The organism is Crateriforma spongiae, assembly GCF_012290005.1.
In the GTDB taxonomy this organism is placed as follows: domain Bacteria; phylum Planctomycetota; class Planctomycetia; order Pirellulales; family Pirellulaceae; genus Crateriforma; species Crateriforma spongiae.
The window spans coordinates 177,998-193,495 of the sequence record NZ_JAAXMS010000006.1; the positions used below are offsets into that span (position 1 = coordinate 177,998).

The following is a 15,498-nucleotide window of genomic DNA, read 5'->3' on the forward strand; positions in this document are numbered from 1 at the left end:
GCAAAACAGTGTTGAAATTGCGCTCGCTTTCCTCTCGATTGTGCGTCGAAAAGCCGCGTGGCTCTTTTGTGTGAAAAGGCTTGACACCGGAAGACAACGTGATGCCTGTGTCGAATGATTTATCAGTATTGCTGAATATAAAATGCCGTTGATCTATCTGCTGATCGTCGTTGTTGCTTTGTTGTTGGCGGTCGGCCGATACAAAGTGCATCCATTGATCGCGTTGCTGATGTCCGGTTTGACGCTGGGCTGTCTTTGCGGCGTCGGCGCGGCGGTGACGGTTGATCTGTTGATGCAAGGGTTCGCCGACACGCTGAAGTGGATCGCGGTGGTGATGGTGTTCGGTGCGATCATCGGCGAGATCACCAGCGAAACCGGCGGTGCACAGCGGATTGCGGCCGCAGCGGTTCGCATCGCCGGGCGCAAGCATGTGTGTTCCGCCATGGGCGTCACGGGGTACATCGTTTCGATTCCCGTGTTTGTGGATATCGCCTACATCATGATGTGCACCGTGACGACGGCGGTGGCCCGGCGCAGTGGTCGATCGGTGTTGTCGGTGGGATTGTCGTTGGCGGCCGGTTTGACGGCGACGCATGCGCTGATGCCGCCGACGCCGGGCCCGTTGGCGGTGGCCGGGATCCTGGATGCGTCGCTGGGCCGTGTGATCGTGATCAACGCGGTGGTGGCGTTTTGTGCGATGTCCGCGGGTGTTTGGTGGGCGGCGACGGTAGGGGGACGTGTCAGCCTGGCATCGGATCCGTCCAACGGTGACTCGCGTCGGGCGGATGGTACACCGGATCCATCAAGTGGGACAAGGAACGATCAGCAAGATCATGTTCAGGACGTCAATGGGCAGGACGTCGATGCATCGATCCCATGGTCGGCTTTGCTGCCCATTGTCGTGCCATTGGTTTTGATATCGGTGCGATCGTTCTTGCCGGTGTTGGATGATGCATCCAGTGGTGCTTCCTTGTTGGCATGGTCGGTTGGGGCCTTTGAGGTTTTGGGGCTTCCCTTGGTGGCGCTGACGATCGGCGTCGCCCTGGCGATGTTGCAGTACGGCCGGGACTTTTCCATGGCCCGGTTGGCGGCGGCGACGGAGCGAGGCATCGAGAAATCAGCGGCGGTCATCATGATCACCGGGGCCGGTGGCGCGTTCGGTCATGTCATCAAGAATGCGGGGGTGACCGAATGGATCGCACAAGCGGCACCTATGTTGGGGACCCTAGGCTGGCTATTACCGTTTTTTCTGGCGGCGATTTTTACCACCGCCACAGGGTCGATCACCGTTTCGATGGTCACCACCGCGGGCGTCGTGGCACCACTGGTGGCTTCGATCGGTGTGTCGCCGGAAATGGCGGCTGCGTTGATCGGCAGCGGTGCGTTTTGTGTTTTTCACGTCAATTCAAGCTTCTTTTGGCTATTGAATCGTTTGCACGATGCGCCGCCCGCGGTGTTGCTGCGAACCTACACGGTCCAATCGCTGTGCATGGGGCTGGGGGGACTGGCGGCCGTCGGGCTGATGCGTCTTTGCGGGCTGCGTTGAACAGCGGAATCGGCTGGCTAGACGCGACGACGTGGATCAAGCAAAGTAGCGGGGCGGATCAGGCCGACTTGCCTGCGACGCCACTTCCCCGCCATCGTGCTACGACGAAGAATTGAATTGATGAAGACGAACCTTGATGTGTTCTCAAACGCCGCCATCGGTCCCCGGTTATGGCTGGCTTGCGGAATCGCCGCCGTGCTGGCACTGGCCGGTTCACCGTCATCGGCCGACGAAAATGATGCCGCACTGAGCGTGATGACGTGGAACGTGGAATGGTTCTATGACGAATACCGTGGTGACAACCACAGTGATCTGTCCAAGAAGCAGTCCGCACCGGATCGGGACCGCTGGGAATGGAAACGTGATGCGGTGGCCGAAGCGATCGCGGAAGTGCGGCCGACGGTTGTGGCGCTGCAAGAAGTGGAAAACCGGCGTGTGCTGTGGTACCTGACGCGTGCGTTGGATCGAAACCATCGCGAAAAGTATCGCGAATATCAGATCGATGGTACCGATCACTACACCGAACAAGACGTCGGTTTGCTGTGTCACGAATCCGCTGACGTTGTTGCGGTCAGCCAATTCCATCAGTCCAAGTCGATGCGCGCGACCGAGCGGTTCTACAACCTAAGCAAACACATGTTGGCGACCGTGGAGGTCCCGGTCGGCGATACGACCGAACACGTCCACATCTTGATATTGCACCTGAGAGCCAGAGCGGAGGCGGAGGACCTGCGTATCCGTCAAGCCAGATTGGCCCATTTGTGGATCGCCGATCGTGTCGCCGCGGGCGAACATGTGATCGTGCTGGGTGATATGAATACCGAAGAAGACGGCAGTCAGACGCGACCCGAAAGTGACGTCGCGGCGCTTTGCGGATGGGACACGGCGACTAAAGACGACGACTTGATCGATCTGCACGATCGTTTGCCCGCGTCCGGTCGCCGTACTCACTTGTTACCCGGCAAACAGTTTGATCGCATCTTGGTCACGCCTTCGTTGATCGAGGACGAACCCGGAGTCCCCGATTTGGTGTTCGACGAAATCACCGTCCGCAGTGATGTGAACATTCGCGGCGACTTGGACACCCAAAGCGAACACTGGGACGGATACTGGTCGATGAAAGATCAGGATCGTGATATCAGCGATCACCATCCGTTGGTGGCGACATTTCGGGTCAAGTGAGTCCGCTGGATGTGCTGCGTGACGTTTATAGTCACGCTAATTTTCGAACCAGCCAATCACAGGTCATTGATCATGTGATGTCGGGTCACCATGCGATGGTGGTGATGCCGACCGGCATGGGAAAGTCACTGTGTTACCAGATTCCTGGCATCCTGCTTCGTCGTGATCCGGCGGATTTGACGTTGGTTCTGTCGCCCTTGATTGCGTTGATGCAGGATCAGGTGGACGCGCTGTGTCACAAGGGCATTGATGCGACGTTTATCAATTCATCTCTCGACGCGAATGTAAGAAATCAGCGTTACCGAGAGGTTGCCGAAGGGCGATATGCGCTGCTGTACGTGACCCCCGAGCGTTTTCGGAAACCTGAGTTTCGTGAAGCTCTGGCCAAACGCACGGTTCAGTTGTTTGTCGTGGACGAAGCCCATTGCGTCAGCCAGTGGGGGCACGATTTTCGACCCGATTATTCTCGTATGGCGGAGATCAGGTCTGTCGTGGGAGATCCGGTCACGATCGCGGTGACGGCGACCGCGACGGCCGAATGTCGTGAGGATATCTATCGCCAACTGGACATTGATGCGGCCGATATTCGGTTGTTTCATGAAGGAATCGACCGGCCGAATTTACAGCTGGACGTCCAACATGTTTACGACGAAGCGGAAAAACTGGAACACTTGCACGATCTGTTGCATTCACCGATGGCCAAGACGGGCAGCACGATTCTGTACTTCTCATTGATCAAAACACTGCAGCGTTTCAGCGATCAGTTGCTGAGCCGCGGCGTTGATCATGTCAGCTATCACGGTGATCTGCCGCGAAACGTCCGTCGTCGCATCCAAGATGAGTTCATGTCGGGCCAGGCCGATTTGGTTTTGGCCACACCCGCGTTTGGGATGGGCATCGACAAGTCGGACATTCGCATGGTGATCCATGCGGAAACGCCGGGATCGATCGAATCGTATTACCAGGAAATCGGTCGTGCCGGGCGCGACGGAAAGCCCAGTCGTTGTGTGTGGCTATATGACCAAGCGGACCTAATGACTCAGATGCAGTTCATCGAATGGTCCAACCCTGATGCGGCGTTCTACGGACGCTTGTTTGATGCTCTGCAATCCAAACGGGAACAGTGCCTGGCATACGGGCTGCAATGGCTGAGCGATCAATTGCAACGCATCAGCCGTCACGACCATCGTTTGGACACGGCGATGGCGATGTTGGAAAGGGCCGGTGTCTTGGCAGGCCCACGACCGCCGGAATGTTTCGATCTGACGACCGATCACTTGCCGTCGCCGTTTGATGACGACGCGGCACTGGGGCAAAAGAAGACGCGTGACCAGCAACGGTTGTACGAGCTGGTCAAGTTTGCGGCGACCGATCCGAGCGATCGCCAGAAATACTTGTACGAGTATTTTTGTTGAACGTCGGGGACGGGCATGGAACCTGGCCACGGTTGATCCAGGGAGCGAATCGTGGCATTGGAACCGATGGCGCGTCGCGAATAATCACCGACGCATCGCGATTGATAGACAGTACCGAGTTGATTGCGCAGGGACGCGGCGAGGTTTGGGCGGTGGTCCCGGTCTCGGAGAGATCGGGCTACGTGCTGGGCCTTGCCGGCTAGGCCGCTTTCAGTTCACGGTTTTGGCGGGCGTATTCGACCCAACCGGTGACTTCTTCCAAATCGGGCAGTGCTCCGCCGCGAAGGATCCGTTGACCTTCACCGCCGCGAGCGATCGGATCAACGATCGCCAGCAATTCGGAGGGATCCCATGCGACCAAGTCTTCGGGGCTGGTGATTTCCGCCAACACCAACAACTGGGCATCGTGACCGCGGAGCATTGGCACACGGCAAACGAAGGTCGCTTGCTGTTGCCAAGCCAGAACGGTTTCGGCTTCGACGCGTCGGTGATCCAACTGTTCGGCTACCTTGGCAGGATCGGAAATCAGCAGGTCGTCGACCGTGTAGATACCGATCGCGTTCAATCGTTCCGCCATGCGGGGGCCGATCGACGGAGCGTCGACGACATCGTCGCTGCGTTGCAGGTAGAAACGCAGAGTCTTTTCGCTGCTGGAGGATGATTCACGCGACGACGAATTGCTGGACGTCGACGATCGTGACGACGAGCTATTGGACGATGAACTGCGCGAGGACGATCCACGTTGGCTGGATGCTTCACCGCTGCCGGATCCGTTGGATTTGCCGTCGCCGTTGCGGCCGTAGCCGTCACGATCGTATTCCGACTCATAGGTGCGTCGGGTGTTGTCGTGATCACCGCCATCGCTGATCCGAACGACGTCACGGTCGCTTTGTCGATGGCTGCGGCGTGTGCGTTCGCGTTCACCGTTGCGGTACGAACGGGTGCCAGAGTTTGAGGAACGGGTGGACGAACTGCGTCGGCTGGATGACCGGCTGGACGTCGACCGTTGCGAAGAAGCCGATCGCGACGAACCGCTGCTGCGGCTGGTTGACGACGAACGCGACGATTCTCGTCGGCGTCCATTGCGACGCAGGTTGTCGTAATCGACCGCATCGGATTCGTGACGTAGCACGCGGCGGCGGCGACGTCGGATCAACCGGCCGTCGGCGTCACGATCGTATTCATAGTCGTCGTCATCGTATCTGGCGTCTTCGTATCGCTCGCTGTCGAACGGGTCGCGTTCAATCTCGCGATAGGATCGTGAACTGACCGGCTTGCCGTCGACGACCAAGCCGTCGGCGTCCAGCGAAGTGCTGCGATGGGCCGAAGCGATCCAGCTGGTGATGCGGGACAATTCGTAACTGCTGCCGGACAGCAGGATGCGTTGGCCGCGTTCGGTGGCCAAGAAGGCTTGAACGCGGACCAGAAGCTGGTCGGGGTGGATCGCAGCCAATTGTGCCGGGTCAGTGATGCCACAGCCCACCAGGACGCGAGCGTCAAAGCCACGCAATTGAGGAACACGACAAACCAAACGGCACTCATGTTGCCAACGACGGATGGTCGCGGCGTTGGTGTTGCCCAGCCCAAGCGAATCGGACAGGCGGTTGGAATCTTGTTGCATCAAGTGATTGATGTGGGTGATGCCGAGGCTGCGTAATCGAGCGGCGGCAACGGCATCGATTGACGGTGCTTGGTCGATCGGGCTGTCCACGGTCAAAAAGAACGGGCTGTCGGTTTGATCCTCGCCCGCACTCCGGCGGCGAATCATGCGACTGCCGTCGGCATCGGCCAGCTGTTGGTCGGCCGCGGTTGCCTTGGCATCGCTTTCGCCCGGCGTCGGTTGCACGGTCGTGTAAGTGTTGCCGTAATAAAATCCGTCGCGGTACGTGGTGCCGTCGGCGGCCAAGTCGGTCGCCGGCATCGCGCGGCTTTGGCCTTCGCGGTGCAAGTACAAGTCGTGTTGGCCGTAGGCTTCACGCCAAGCGACGTCAAAGTCACGGTTGATTTGATCGACCGGTGCGTTTGTTGCGTGGCCAACCGCAGCGCGATCAACGGATGTTGTGTGCGGGTGCGGACCGACGTACGTCTCCGGTGCATACTGTGGTTTCCACATCGGGCGGTGCGGATGCAGCGTGGCTTGGCCGTGCAGACGGAATTGTCGTGCGCCGGTGCGATTGGCCTGGTTGGCAAATTCTGCATCGCTGGTCAGCACCAACAACTGGCGTCCGGTGCGGACGAAATCGAACAACGCACTGGTCACGCTGTGGTTCCAGCGTCCGTCGTCACCGTATTCGTGATAGCCACGGTGGGCTTCGGTTGCGCTGACCGGTTGAGTCCCGCCCGCAAGGGCAAACATCGACGGCCAAGTTTCGATAACCAGTGGAACGGGGCGCCCGGTTCGAGCCAGCAGATCGGCCGCGGCCATGCGGATGGCCAGGGAAGCCAAGCCACGATCGGCTTCGCCGAACTGATTTTCCGGCCGGCCATCAATCTGGACGTTCAGCGATGCCGATTCGTGGCCAACGCGAGCGGTGTCATGATGGCTGCGTCGATCCGCCAAGTGACGATGGGCCGCCGGATTCCAGCTGACGTGACGCAGACGTCCGCCGGACAACCGGACCAACCAACGGCTGGCCGCATCGGCAAGTGGCGTTTGGCTGGGCGTTGATCGGACGATCGATCCCAGTTCTTGCAGAATTTGCTGGCGACGACGTTGCAGCCAATCCCAACGTGATCCGTTGGAAAGCTGGTGGTCGATTTGTTTCAGTTCCGAAACGATTTGTTCGTACTCAAAGCAATCACGCTGATTCTTCCATTCATCGCGGTGCGGACCGGTGACGGTTGCACCCATGCCATGCAGATCGACGACGGGCAGATGCCGCAAGGAGGCTCGCAAATCAGCGGCTTCGCGAAGGCAAGTTTCCAGTTCACTGGTCACACGTTGCAGTTCTTCGCTTCGAAGGCCACGTTCGTGATTCCAATTGGGGTGCCGGAAGTAAACGCTGTCGAATTCCGCCGTGCGAGATGTTTCGGCCAAGTGAGCCGATTCACGCAGCAATGATTCTCGCTGGGCCGACAACCGGTCAACGGCGGCGGTCAGCCAATTGAAACAGGATTCCAGTTCGGCCATCGAACGGTCGTGAACCGGACGCAAGGTTTCGACCGAACCACGATAGTCGGTATTGGGATAGTCGGTTCCGGTCGGGTAACGCCAAGCGTCGGTCAAGTCCGCGCGGATCGCACGCAGTGTCTCAGCGATGCTGGTTGCCGAATACGGTCGATCGCTTGCGACAGGTCGATACACCGGAGCTCCCGCGTACCAATCCGACCACAGACCTGGTCCGGCGTCATAGTGATTCAGCAACCAGTCGATTTGACGGGTGGCCGCCGCGATCCGCGACTGGACATCGTCGATCGAGTGCAACGGACGATACGCACGACGGTAGAAGTCTTCCCAACCGGCATCTCGATCGTATCGGTCAAGCGCGGCGGCAAAGTGATCCACCGACGGACGGTTGCGGTAGGTGGACCAGGCGTCGTTGCGTTTGGCCAAGTCGGCGACCAGCGTGCGAAGCGACTGGACTTCCACCAGAGTGCGACGAAGGTGAACGATTTGGGCGTCAACGTCGTTGATACGTGCCCGTAGTCGGCTGTCCAGACCTGCGGCCCATCCGTCAAATCGGCGGTCGGGGCGATAAAGGTGGGCGTCGCGATCGATCGCCGTGATCCAGCGTCGCAGTTCGGCTTGACGATGACGCAGCGATTCGGCGCGGTCGTGCAGTTTGGCCAAGCGGTTGCGCCACTGCGATCGGTCGGCGGCATGCCAGTAATCTTGGGCCAGGACCGATGACGAGGCATCACGGTGTACCGGATCCGCGTCTGGCACGATGCGCCGGCGCTCCAAAACGGCCAAACGCTGGTGAAGTTCTTCGCGTCGACGCACCAGAGAATCGTATTGCCAGGTCCGGTCGCTGGGACGCAGTTCGGCAATTTGCGCGTCCACGTCGGCCAATTCGGTCCGCAGTCGCCGTTGCCGTTCCGATTCGCGGTCGTGTCGATAGTTGCCGCCCAGCGGGTCGGCGGAACCCAGTTCGTGATAGGCGTACCCGCGGAACCCCGATTCGCCCCGTGACGCCAATGCGGAATCGCCGTGCAAGGGCAGATCGCGATAGGTTTCGGGGTGATCCAGGCCGCTGCGGACGCAAGCCGAAACCACGCGACTGACATCGCTCAGGTGCGTGTCGGTGATCACCCCGTCGACGATCGATTCGGGCAATTCGACCGAACGCAGCGACAATCTTGCGTCGGTGTTGTGTGCGGTCGTGCGGACCCACGATCCTTCCAGATTGTCGAAACGGATCGGGTATTCACCGCGAGTTTCGAATTCAATCGTGCGGCGACCGTGTGGCGATCCGTCTTGTTCGCGACGGCAATGAACCATCCCGTTGCGGTCGGCCCAGACGACGCGGCCGGTGCTGCTGCTCATCATTCCCAGCGGGTAATCGCGGTCGACCAGCGAATCGCGGACGAACCTGGCGATTGCCGTTTTTCCGGCACCCGCGGGGGCGAGCAACACGTTCAGATGTTCCGAAAGCGGGCCGATTTCGACTCGCTGCAACGGACCATGAGTGTCAATATCGATGCGGTCCAACAGCATGGTCAGGCTCCTCCATGGCCACGTGGGTCTTCAATACGTTGGGTCTTTCTCGGCCAGCCGGCCTACATGCCTGACTGCGGGATTGCCGAAAAACCTGTGCTGTTTCACAGCGTGCCGGCGAACTTTAATCGAAATGGGAAAAAAGCCGAAAGATCGATTTGTGGTGCAACGTTCGCAATTGTGCACCTGGACAAAAAAGAACGCCCCCGACGAACTCCGCTGCAGATTCCCTGTGCCACAGGCTCAACATCCTGTGACCGGCGACCCTGCGAACCTGCCACCGTCGCTCATTCGCCTTTTTCAGGCACTTTTTCCAGGATGTCCAGCAACACCTGGTCGGTTTCCACGCCCTCGGCCTGGGCTTCGAAGTTCAACAGGACACGGTGACGCATCGTCGGCAAAAACACTCGCCGGATGTCTTCAAAACTGACGTTGTAGCGACCGTCCAATAACGCCCGCACCTTCGAAGCCAACGCCAGCGTCTGTGCGCCACGGGGACTGCTGCCCCAACGCACGTACTGATTGGTGGCATCGACGCTGTGCGGGCCTTCGGGATGCGTGGCCAACGTCAGCCGGACCAGATAATCCTGGACGTGCTTGGCCAGAATCACGTCGCGGATCAGTTGCTGCAGCTGCAAGATTTCTTCGCCGCCCATGACTTTCTCGACACTGGCTCGTTCGCCGCGCGTGGTCCGGTCGACGATCGTGTTCAGCTCGTCACGGCTGCTGTAGCCGACGACCAACTTGAACAAGAAACGATCCAACTGGGCTTCGGGCAACGGATAGGTGCCCTCTTGTTCGATCGGGTTCTGAGTCGCCAGCACAAAGAATGGGCGATCCAATTCAAAGCGATGCCCCGCGGCGGTGACGGTGCCTTCCTGCATCGTTTCCAGCATCGCGGACTGTGTTTTCGGCGTCGCGCGGTTGATCTCATCGGCCAGCAAGATCTGCGTAAACACCGGGCCACGCTGGAACTCGAAACGCCGATGCCCCTCGGCGTCTTCGACGATCATGTTGGTGCCCAGGATGTCCGCGGGCATCAAGTCGGGCGTGAACTGGATGCGGTTGAAATTTAAATCCAGCACTTCGGCCAGCGTGCGGACCAGCATTGTCTTGCCCAGCCCCGGAACGCCTTCCAGCAAGCAATGCCCGCCACACAGCATGGCCGTCAACACGCCGTGGACGATGTCATCGTGTCCGACGATCACGCGGCCGATCATTTCGCGAAGCGCACCGTAGCGGTCGCGGAATTGTTCGGCCTGGGCCTGCATGTCGTCGGCGGTGATGGTCATCTATCCAACCCGGTCAGCAATAGTGAAACGCGTGATCAAGGCCACAGAATAACCGACCAGATCAATCGACGGGGAAGCCTCGTTTACGAAGCAATGCCGCCGTGTCGACATCGCGACCGCGGAACCGCCGAAATCCTTCGGCCGGGTCGATCGTGTCGCCCACCGAGAACACGTTGTCGTGCAGCGACTTGGCCGCTTTCGGATCGTAATAGCTGCCCTTTTCCTCGAACACCTCGGCCGCATCGGCGGTCAACGCGTCGGACCACAGATAACTGTAGTAGCCGGCCGAATATGCATCGCTGGAAAAGATGTGCTGGAAATGCGGCGTACGGTGACGCATGGGCAATTCGTCGGGCATGCCCAACTCCGCCAGCGTTTCGCGTTCGAACTTGTCTGGATCGATGTCAGCATCGCCGGCCAAGTGCAGCTTCATGTCCACCAGCGCGCTGGCCAAATACTCGGTGGTGCCAAAGCCTTGGTTGAATGTGGCCGCCTTTTCGATCTTTTCCAACAGTTCCTTTGGCAACGGCTGGCCGGTTTCATAATGCACCGCGAATTTGTTCAGAACTTCCGGCGTCGACAACCAGTGTTCATTGATCTGTGACGGAAATTCGACATAGTCCCGCGCGACGTTGGTCCCCGACTGGGACGGATAGGTCACATCGGACAGCAATCCGTGCAGGGCGTGGCCGAATTCATGGAACAACGTCACCGCGTCATCCCACGAGATCAGCGTCACTTCGCCCTCGGGGGCTTCGACAAAGTTTGAATTGTTCGAAACGATCGGCGTTAAGTTTTCGCCCATCGCCGATTGCGGACGATAGTCGGTCATCCACGCGCCGCTGCGTTTGCCTTCGCGGGCGTACGGATCCAAGTACCACAGGCCGACATGTTCGCCGTCGCCATCGGTGACTTCCCAAACCCGCACGTCAGGATGAAAGACGGGGATGCCCGTCAGCGGTTTGAATTGCAAACCATACAATTCGCCGGCGGCCCACATCATGGCCTCTCGCAACTTGTCCAGCTGCAAGTACGGTTTGACTTCGTTGAAATCCAGATCGTACTTCGCCTTGCGGACCTTTTCGGCATAGTAGCGATAGTCCCACGGTTCAATCTTGACGCCGGGATCTTCTTTGTCGGCAATCGCCTGCATGTCGGCCACTTCTTCGCGAACGCGAGCGACCGCTTTGGGCCAAACCTTGGTCATCAATTCCATCGTGGCTTCGGGCGTCTTGGCCATCGTCGGCTCCAAACGCCAGTGCGCGTGGGTGGAATAGCCCAGCAATTTCGCGCGGGCCGCACGCAGTTTCAAAATCTCTGCGATGATCGCGTTGTTGTCGTACTGGTCGCCGTTGTCACCGCGGCTGTAATAATTCCGCCAGACTTTTTCACGCAGCCCGCGGTTGGTCGCGTAGGTCAAAAACGGGTCCATCGACGATCGCGTGTTGGTGATCGCCCATTGATCGGGTTTGCCTTTTTCGGTCGCGGCACTTTTCATCGCGGCCACGATGCTGGCAGGCAGCCCGTCCAGGTCGGCTTCATCGCTGATCCAAGTCACATAGCCCTTTTCATCTTCCAAAACGTTCTGGCTGAAATCGGTGAACAGCCGGGCCAGACGCTTGTTGATCTGTGACAGCTTGGCCTTGTCGGCGTCGTCCAGCTTGGCGCCTTTGCGGACGAACGTCTTGTACGTGTCGTCGACCAAACGCCGCTGGGCTACCGTGAAATCGCCGTCGTCCAGTTGCTGGTACACCGCTTCGATGCGTCGAAACAAAGCGTCGTTCTGCGTGATCTTGTCGGAATGTTCGGCCAGCTTGGGAACAATGCTGCGTTCCAAATCGGGCATCGGTCCGACGTTCAAGTTGGACGAGTGGACGTCGAATACGACCTCCAACCGGTTCAACATCCGTCCGGCCTTTTCCATCGGGATGAACGTGTTTTCGAAGGTCGCCGGTTCGGGATTGTTGGCGATCGTTTCGTAATCCGATTCGGCCGCGGCAATGGCCACGTCGAACAACGCCGGAAATTCATCGACGCGAACCGCATCAAACGGTGGCACGCCACCGAACGGTCCGGTCCAGGGTTTCAGCAACGGGTGCGTGGCGGGATCAATGTCGTTGGACGTGGAGGTTTCAGCCATGGATTCCTGAGACGGTGCGGTGATTAAAGTCGCAAACACGGTTGCCATAATGGCGGCGACGATCAAACGGTGATGCATCACGAAAGGGTTCCCGCGGGTTAACGATTCGGATCAGAAAAAACTTGGTGCAAAAATTCAGCGGCGGACCGCTCGATGCCCGGACAGGAACTTTCCCTCGGCCCGGCCACGTTCAATGTTTCCGGACGGACATCCGCCAACCAGCGTCGCACCCGGTCCATCGATTCGCTGTTCAGTTTAAGGGTCATCGCCGGTTTACGGTGCTTGTCGGCCAATCGTTTGGTCAACAGCGTTCCGCCCGACAGCTTTCCCAAATACAGAATCAACGTTGCGTCGCTGTCGATCACGTTTTGCTCGGTCCGCGGCGGATACATCGGTGACCGGTGTTCGGTCATGTGATACCGACTGGGCACCCTGCCGTCCTCCGCCAACCGACCCGCCGGGCACCACCCGCCATGTTCCAATCCCAAATCGATCGCCACGTCCAAACCCGCACGGTCCACGCCGGTTTGGCCACCGGAAACGATCCGCCGGGGCAGCGGTACGACGACATCAGAGGGAAAAAGACTCATGCGTTGAATTGAAACGCATCGGACACCTGTGGCCAATAGTCCTTGACGTCGGCAACGCCCAAGTCGGCCAGCACGCCACGCCAAGTCCGCGGCGGTGACGCGTGAAACGCCATCCGGTCTTTCTTGGTCGGGTGGTCGATCGCCAAAGCCCAACTGTGCAGCGAAATGCCCGCGGGAAACGGACGCTTCGATCCGTATTTTCGGTCTCCCAGAATCGGGTGGCCTCGGTCGGCAAACTGAACTCGAATCTGGTGTTTGCGTCCGGTCGCCAATCGAACGGCCAACAACGTGCACCGATCATCACCGGCGATGGATTGGTATTCCAGTTCCGCCGACTGTGCCGATCCCCCAGTCGGACTTCCGTTGCGGCCGACGGTTCGCATCCGCCGCGCCGCGTCGTCTTTGAACACTTCGTCGCGCAAGTGTCCCGTCGGCGGATCGATTTCACCCTGGACGACGGCCAGGTAAACCTTGCCCGGTCCGCTGTCGTTGCCTTTGCGTGCGAATTGGGTCTGCAGTCGCGATGCCGCCTTGCTGGTCCGGGCCAACACCAAGACGCCGCTGGTCATCGTGTCCAGTCGGCTGACGATGCCGACGAAAACGTTGCCCGGCTTGTTGTATTTGGCTTTCAAGTATTCGCAGGCCACCGCGTGGATCGTCGGACGCCCCGCCTCCGCACCCATCGTCGCGATTTCCGCGGGCTTGTTGACCACCAACAAATGGTTGTCTTCGTAAAGGACCTGCAGTGACATGGGCGGCTGGGTTCCAAAAATTTTGCTGCGTTGCAGGCCAGGATGAACGAGGGTGCGATGGCCACATCGACGCGAATGTCCTTGACTTTCCGCCGCCGGCGACCGATGTTGAAGGTTACCAGTGTTCGCGTCTTCGTTGACACTCCGGGGGCGACTTGGATTCGACCGGATGACAAGAAGCGGCGGCCTGCGTGTCGTGGTTGATCAGTTGGCCACGTAAAAAGCTGATCAAACTTTTTAGTTGCAGACGAAAGTTTTGCACTGGCTGCCTAAGAACAGGCAACCCGGGTTGATGGGGATCGCCAAAGTCGCCTGAAAACCCGTCGTTAATTTTGGCTGGCCCGCCGTCTTGGGTGAGACGCGGCGGGCGAGATTTTGATTCGCCCTAGCGAGCGACGGAGCCTGTCGAGCAGCGCCGTGGTGAGCGAAATTCGGTCCGCTTGCGGACCAAAATGGTTCGACTACACACGTAGACGGTCACGTGGATGCATCGCGGGACGCGGGTTCAATTCCCGCCGCCTCCATCCATGAAAAAGGGCATCGTGAATATTCACGATGCCCTTTTTTCGTCGGCGACCAATCGCTATCACGTCCAGTCGCGACGTGGACGGCTCCGCAACGCGTTCGCATCGGCGTCATCAAACGACTCGGCCTGGGGATTCCAGTTCAAAGGACGATTCAGTTCCATTGCGATCGAACCCAGGTGCATCACCGTGCTTAATCGGTGCAACGATTCCGCATCGTACATCGTCGAATCCCCGGACTTCAGCGCATCCAGAAAATCGCGATGTTCGATCCTTGGCTGTGGCCAGATTCGGCTGTGCGTGGGATCAAAGCTGGCCTCCAGGAACTTCGGATCACTGGCGGTCAGTTCGCCACACCAGCCACGATTGCCAATCCAGCCATCGCTGCCTTCCAGGCGAATCGATGGCACGTCGGACTTCACTTGCATGGTCACGCCGTTGGCATAGGTGTAATCCAGGTCGAATGTGTGCGGGACCGAATTGATCGCGTTCTCTGGAATCTGACCTTTGCCGGTGACCGAAATCGGTGTGGTGTTTTCGCTGAAGTTGGCCACTTGAGCGGTGTCGATCAGGTGGGATCCCCAGTCGGTCAGCGAACCGCCGGAAAAGTCGCGAATCTGACGCCAGCACTGCGCGGTCGTTAACTTCGGCGTGTAGGCCCGCATCGGGGCCGGCCCGATCCACAAGTTGAAATCCAAGTCGTCGGGAACCCGTGCCGGCTGCTCGATCGGGAAAACGGGTTTAACGGGCAAGCCGACTTCGATGTGTTGCAACGTGCCGATGACACCGTTGCGCACCAGTTCGGCGATCCGGAAATACTCCGTGACCGAACGGTCCTCCAGGCCGGTGCCAAAGACTTTGCCACTGCGTTTGACGGCCGCAACCAATTCCTGGCCTTCGCGAATGGTCAACGTCGGCTTTTCACAAAACGTGTGCTTTCCGGCATCCAACGCCATCAACGACATCGGGACGTGCCAATGATCGGGCGTTGAAATCACCACCGCGTCGACGTCATCACGCGACAACACCTCGCGAAAGTCGTACGTCACATCGCAGCACGTATCATCAAAGTGTTCGTTGACCAACCGGCCCGCTTCGATCGCACGCGACTTCATCACGTCACAAACCACCACCGGCCGACAATCGGACTGATTTAGAAAGCCGTTCAAATTGCGTTGAACGCCATGGATGCCCACTCCGATATGCCCGAGGGTGATCGTGTTGGACGGAGCGTTTTTGCCGAAGACACGAGGGGAGACAAACAGCGGTGCGGAGGCCGCCGCGACCATGGTCTTCAAAACGGATCGACGATTCGCGCGGCGAGATGAATGAGGGTGCATGGCGATCGCTTGTAAAAGGTGGGCAAGGATGGTGGGAAGGTGCGGTGGGGCTGGGCGGCG

At 58.9% G+C, this 15,498-nt stretch carries 9 protein-coding genes and 1 other RNA gene; 4 read left to right on the forward strand and 6 right to left on the reverse strand.

Translation table 11 applies throughout. The annotated features are described in order from the left end of the window. Window positions 1-142: 142 nt before the first annotated feature. From HFP54_RS17160 to HFP54_RS17170, 3 genes are all read left to right on the forward strand, one after another. On the forward strand, window positions 143-1,546 hold the full coding sequence (locus HFP54_RS17160) for a GntP family permease (RefSeq protein ID WP_168566099.1): 1,404 nt from the start codon (window positions 143-145) through the stop codon (window positions 1,544-1,546). A 120-nt stretch (window positions 1,547-1,666) separates the two neighbouring features. Then, window positions 1,667-2,728 (forward strand): endonuclease/exonuclease/phosphatase family protein, encoded by a 1,062-nt coding sequence (locus HFP54_RS17165; RefSeq protein ID WP_168566100.1) that lies wholly within the window; start codon window positions 1,667-1,669, stop codon window positions 2,726-2,728. Beyond that, on the forward strand, window positions 2,725-4,143 hold the full coding sequence (locus HFP54_RS17170) for a RecQ family ATP-dependent DNA helicase (protein WP_168566101.1): 1,419 nt from the start codon (window positions 2,725-2,727) through the stop codon (window positions 4,141-4,143). Before HFP54_RS17165 ends, HFP54_RS17170 begins: the two co-directional genes overlap by 4 nt. A gap of 199 nt (window positions 4,144-4,342) precedes the next feature. On the opposite strand, the gene HFP54_RS17175 is transcribed toward HFP54_RS17170, so the two are convergent. From HFP54_RS17175 to HFP54_RS17195, 5 genes are all read right to left on the reverse strand, one after another. Next, window positions 4,343-8,800, reverse strand: coding sequence for a DUF4332 domain-containing protein (locus tag HFP54_RS17175; RefSeq protein ID WP_168566102.1), 4,458 nt, complete (start codon window positions 8,798-8,800; stop codon window positions 4,343-4,345). Between the two features lie 287 nt (window positions 8,801-9,087). Beyond that, window positions 9,088-10,092 carry an AAA family ATPase gene (locus tag HFP54_RS17180; protein ID WP_145296204.1) on the reverse strand — a complete coding sequence of 335 codons (1,005 nt, stop codon included), beginning with the start codon at window positions 10,090-10,092 and terminating at the stop codon, window positions 9,088-9,090. A 61-nt stretch (window positions 10,093-10,153) separates the two neighbouring features. Then, complete coding sequence (locus HFP54_RS17185) at window positions 10,154-12,310, reverse strand: M3 family metallopeptidase (RefSeq protein WP_168566294.1); 2,157 nt, start codon at window positions 12,308-12,310, stop codon at window positions 10,154-10,156. Between the two features lie 20 nt (window positions 12,311-12,330). Next, on the reverse strand, window positions 12,331-12,822 hold the full coding sequence (locus HFP54_RS17190) for a putative molybdenum carrier protein (protein WP_168566103.1): 492 nt from the start codon (window positions 12,820-12,822) through the stop codon (window positions 12,331-12,333). Next, window positions 12,819-13,574 (reverse strand): RluA family pseudouridine synthase, encoded by a 756-nt coding sequence (locus HFP54_RS17195; RefSeq protein ID WP_168566104.1) that lies wholly within the window; start codon window positions 13,572-13,574, stop codon window positions 12,819-12,821. Before HFP54_RS17195 ends, HFP54_RS17190 begins: the two co-directional genes overlap by 4 nt. Before the next feature lie 146 nt (window positions 13,575-13,720). On the opposite strand from HFP54_RS17195, the gene ssrA reads away from it, so the two are divergent. After that, window positions 13,721-14,101: a transfer-messenger RNA gene (gene ssrA, locus HFP54_RS17200) on the forward strand. 59 nt (window positions 14,102-14,160) lie between these two features. Here the strand turns inward: ssrA and HFP54_RS17205 are convergent. Next, window positions 14,161-15,387 carry a Gfo/Idh/MocA family protein gene (locus HFP54_RS17205; protein WP_235952012.1) on the reverse strand — a complete coding sequence of 409 codons (1,227 nt, stop codon included), beginning with the start codon at window positions 15,385-15,387 and terminating at the stop codon, window positions 14,161-14,163. Between the last annotated feature and the right edge of the window lie 111 nt (window positions 15,388-15,498).

Coding starts and splice junctions, on each gene's coding strand:
- HFP54_RS17160 (WP_168566099.1), top strand. CDS start 143: ATGCCGTTGATCTATCTGCTGATCGTCGTTGTTGCTTTGTTGTTGGCG.
- HFP54_RS17165 (WP_168566100.1), top strand. CDS start 1,667: ATGAAGACGAACCTTGATGTGTTCTCAAACGCCGCCATCGGTCCCCGG.
- HFP54_RS17175 (WP_168566102.1), bottom strand. CDS start 8,800: ATGCTGTTGGACCGCATCGATATTGACACTCATGGTCCGTTGCAGCGA.
- HFP54_RS17180 (WP_145296204.1), bottom strand. CDS start 10,092: ATGACCATCACCGCCGACGACATGCAGGCCCAGGCCGAACAATTCCGC.
- HFP54_RS17185 (WP_168566294.1), bottom strand. CDS start 12,310: ATGCATCACCGTTTGATCGTCGCCGCCATTATGGCAACCGTGTTTGCG.
- HFP54_RS17190 (WP_168566103.1), bottom strand. CDS start 12,822: ATGAGTCTTTTTCCCTCTGATGTCGTCGTACCGCTGCCCCGGCGGATC.
- HFP54_RS17195 (WP_168566104.1), bottom strand. CDS start 13,574: ATGTCACTGCAGGTCCTTTACGAAGACAACCATTTGTTGGTGGTCAAC.
- HFP54_RS17205 (WP_235952012.1), bottom strand. CDS start 15,387: ATGGTCGCGGCGGCCTCCGCACCGCTGTTTGTCTCCCCTCGTGTCTTC.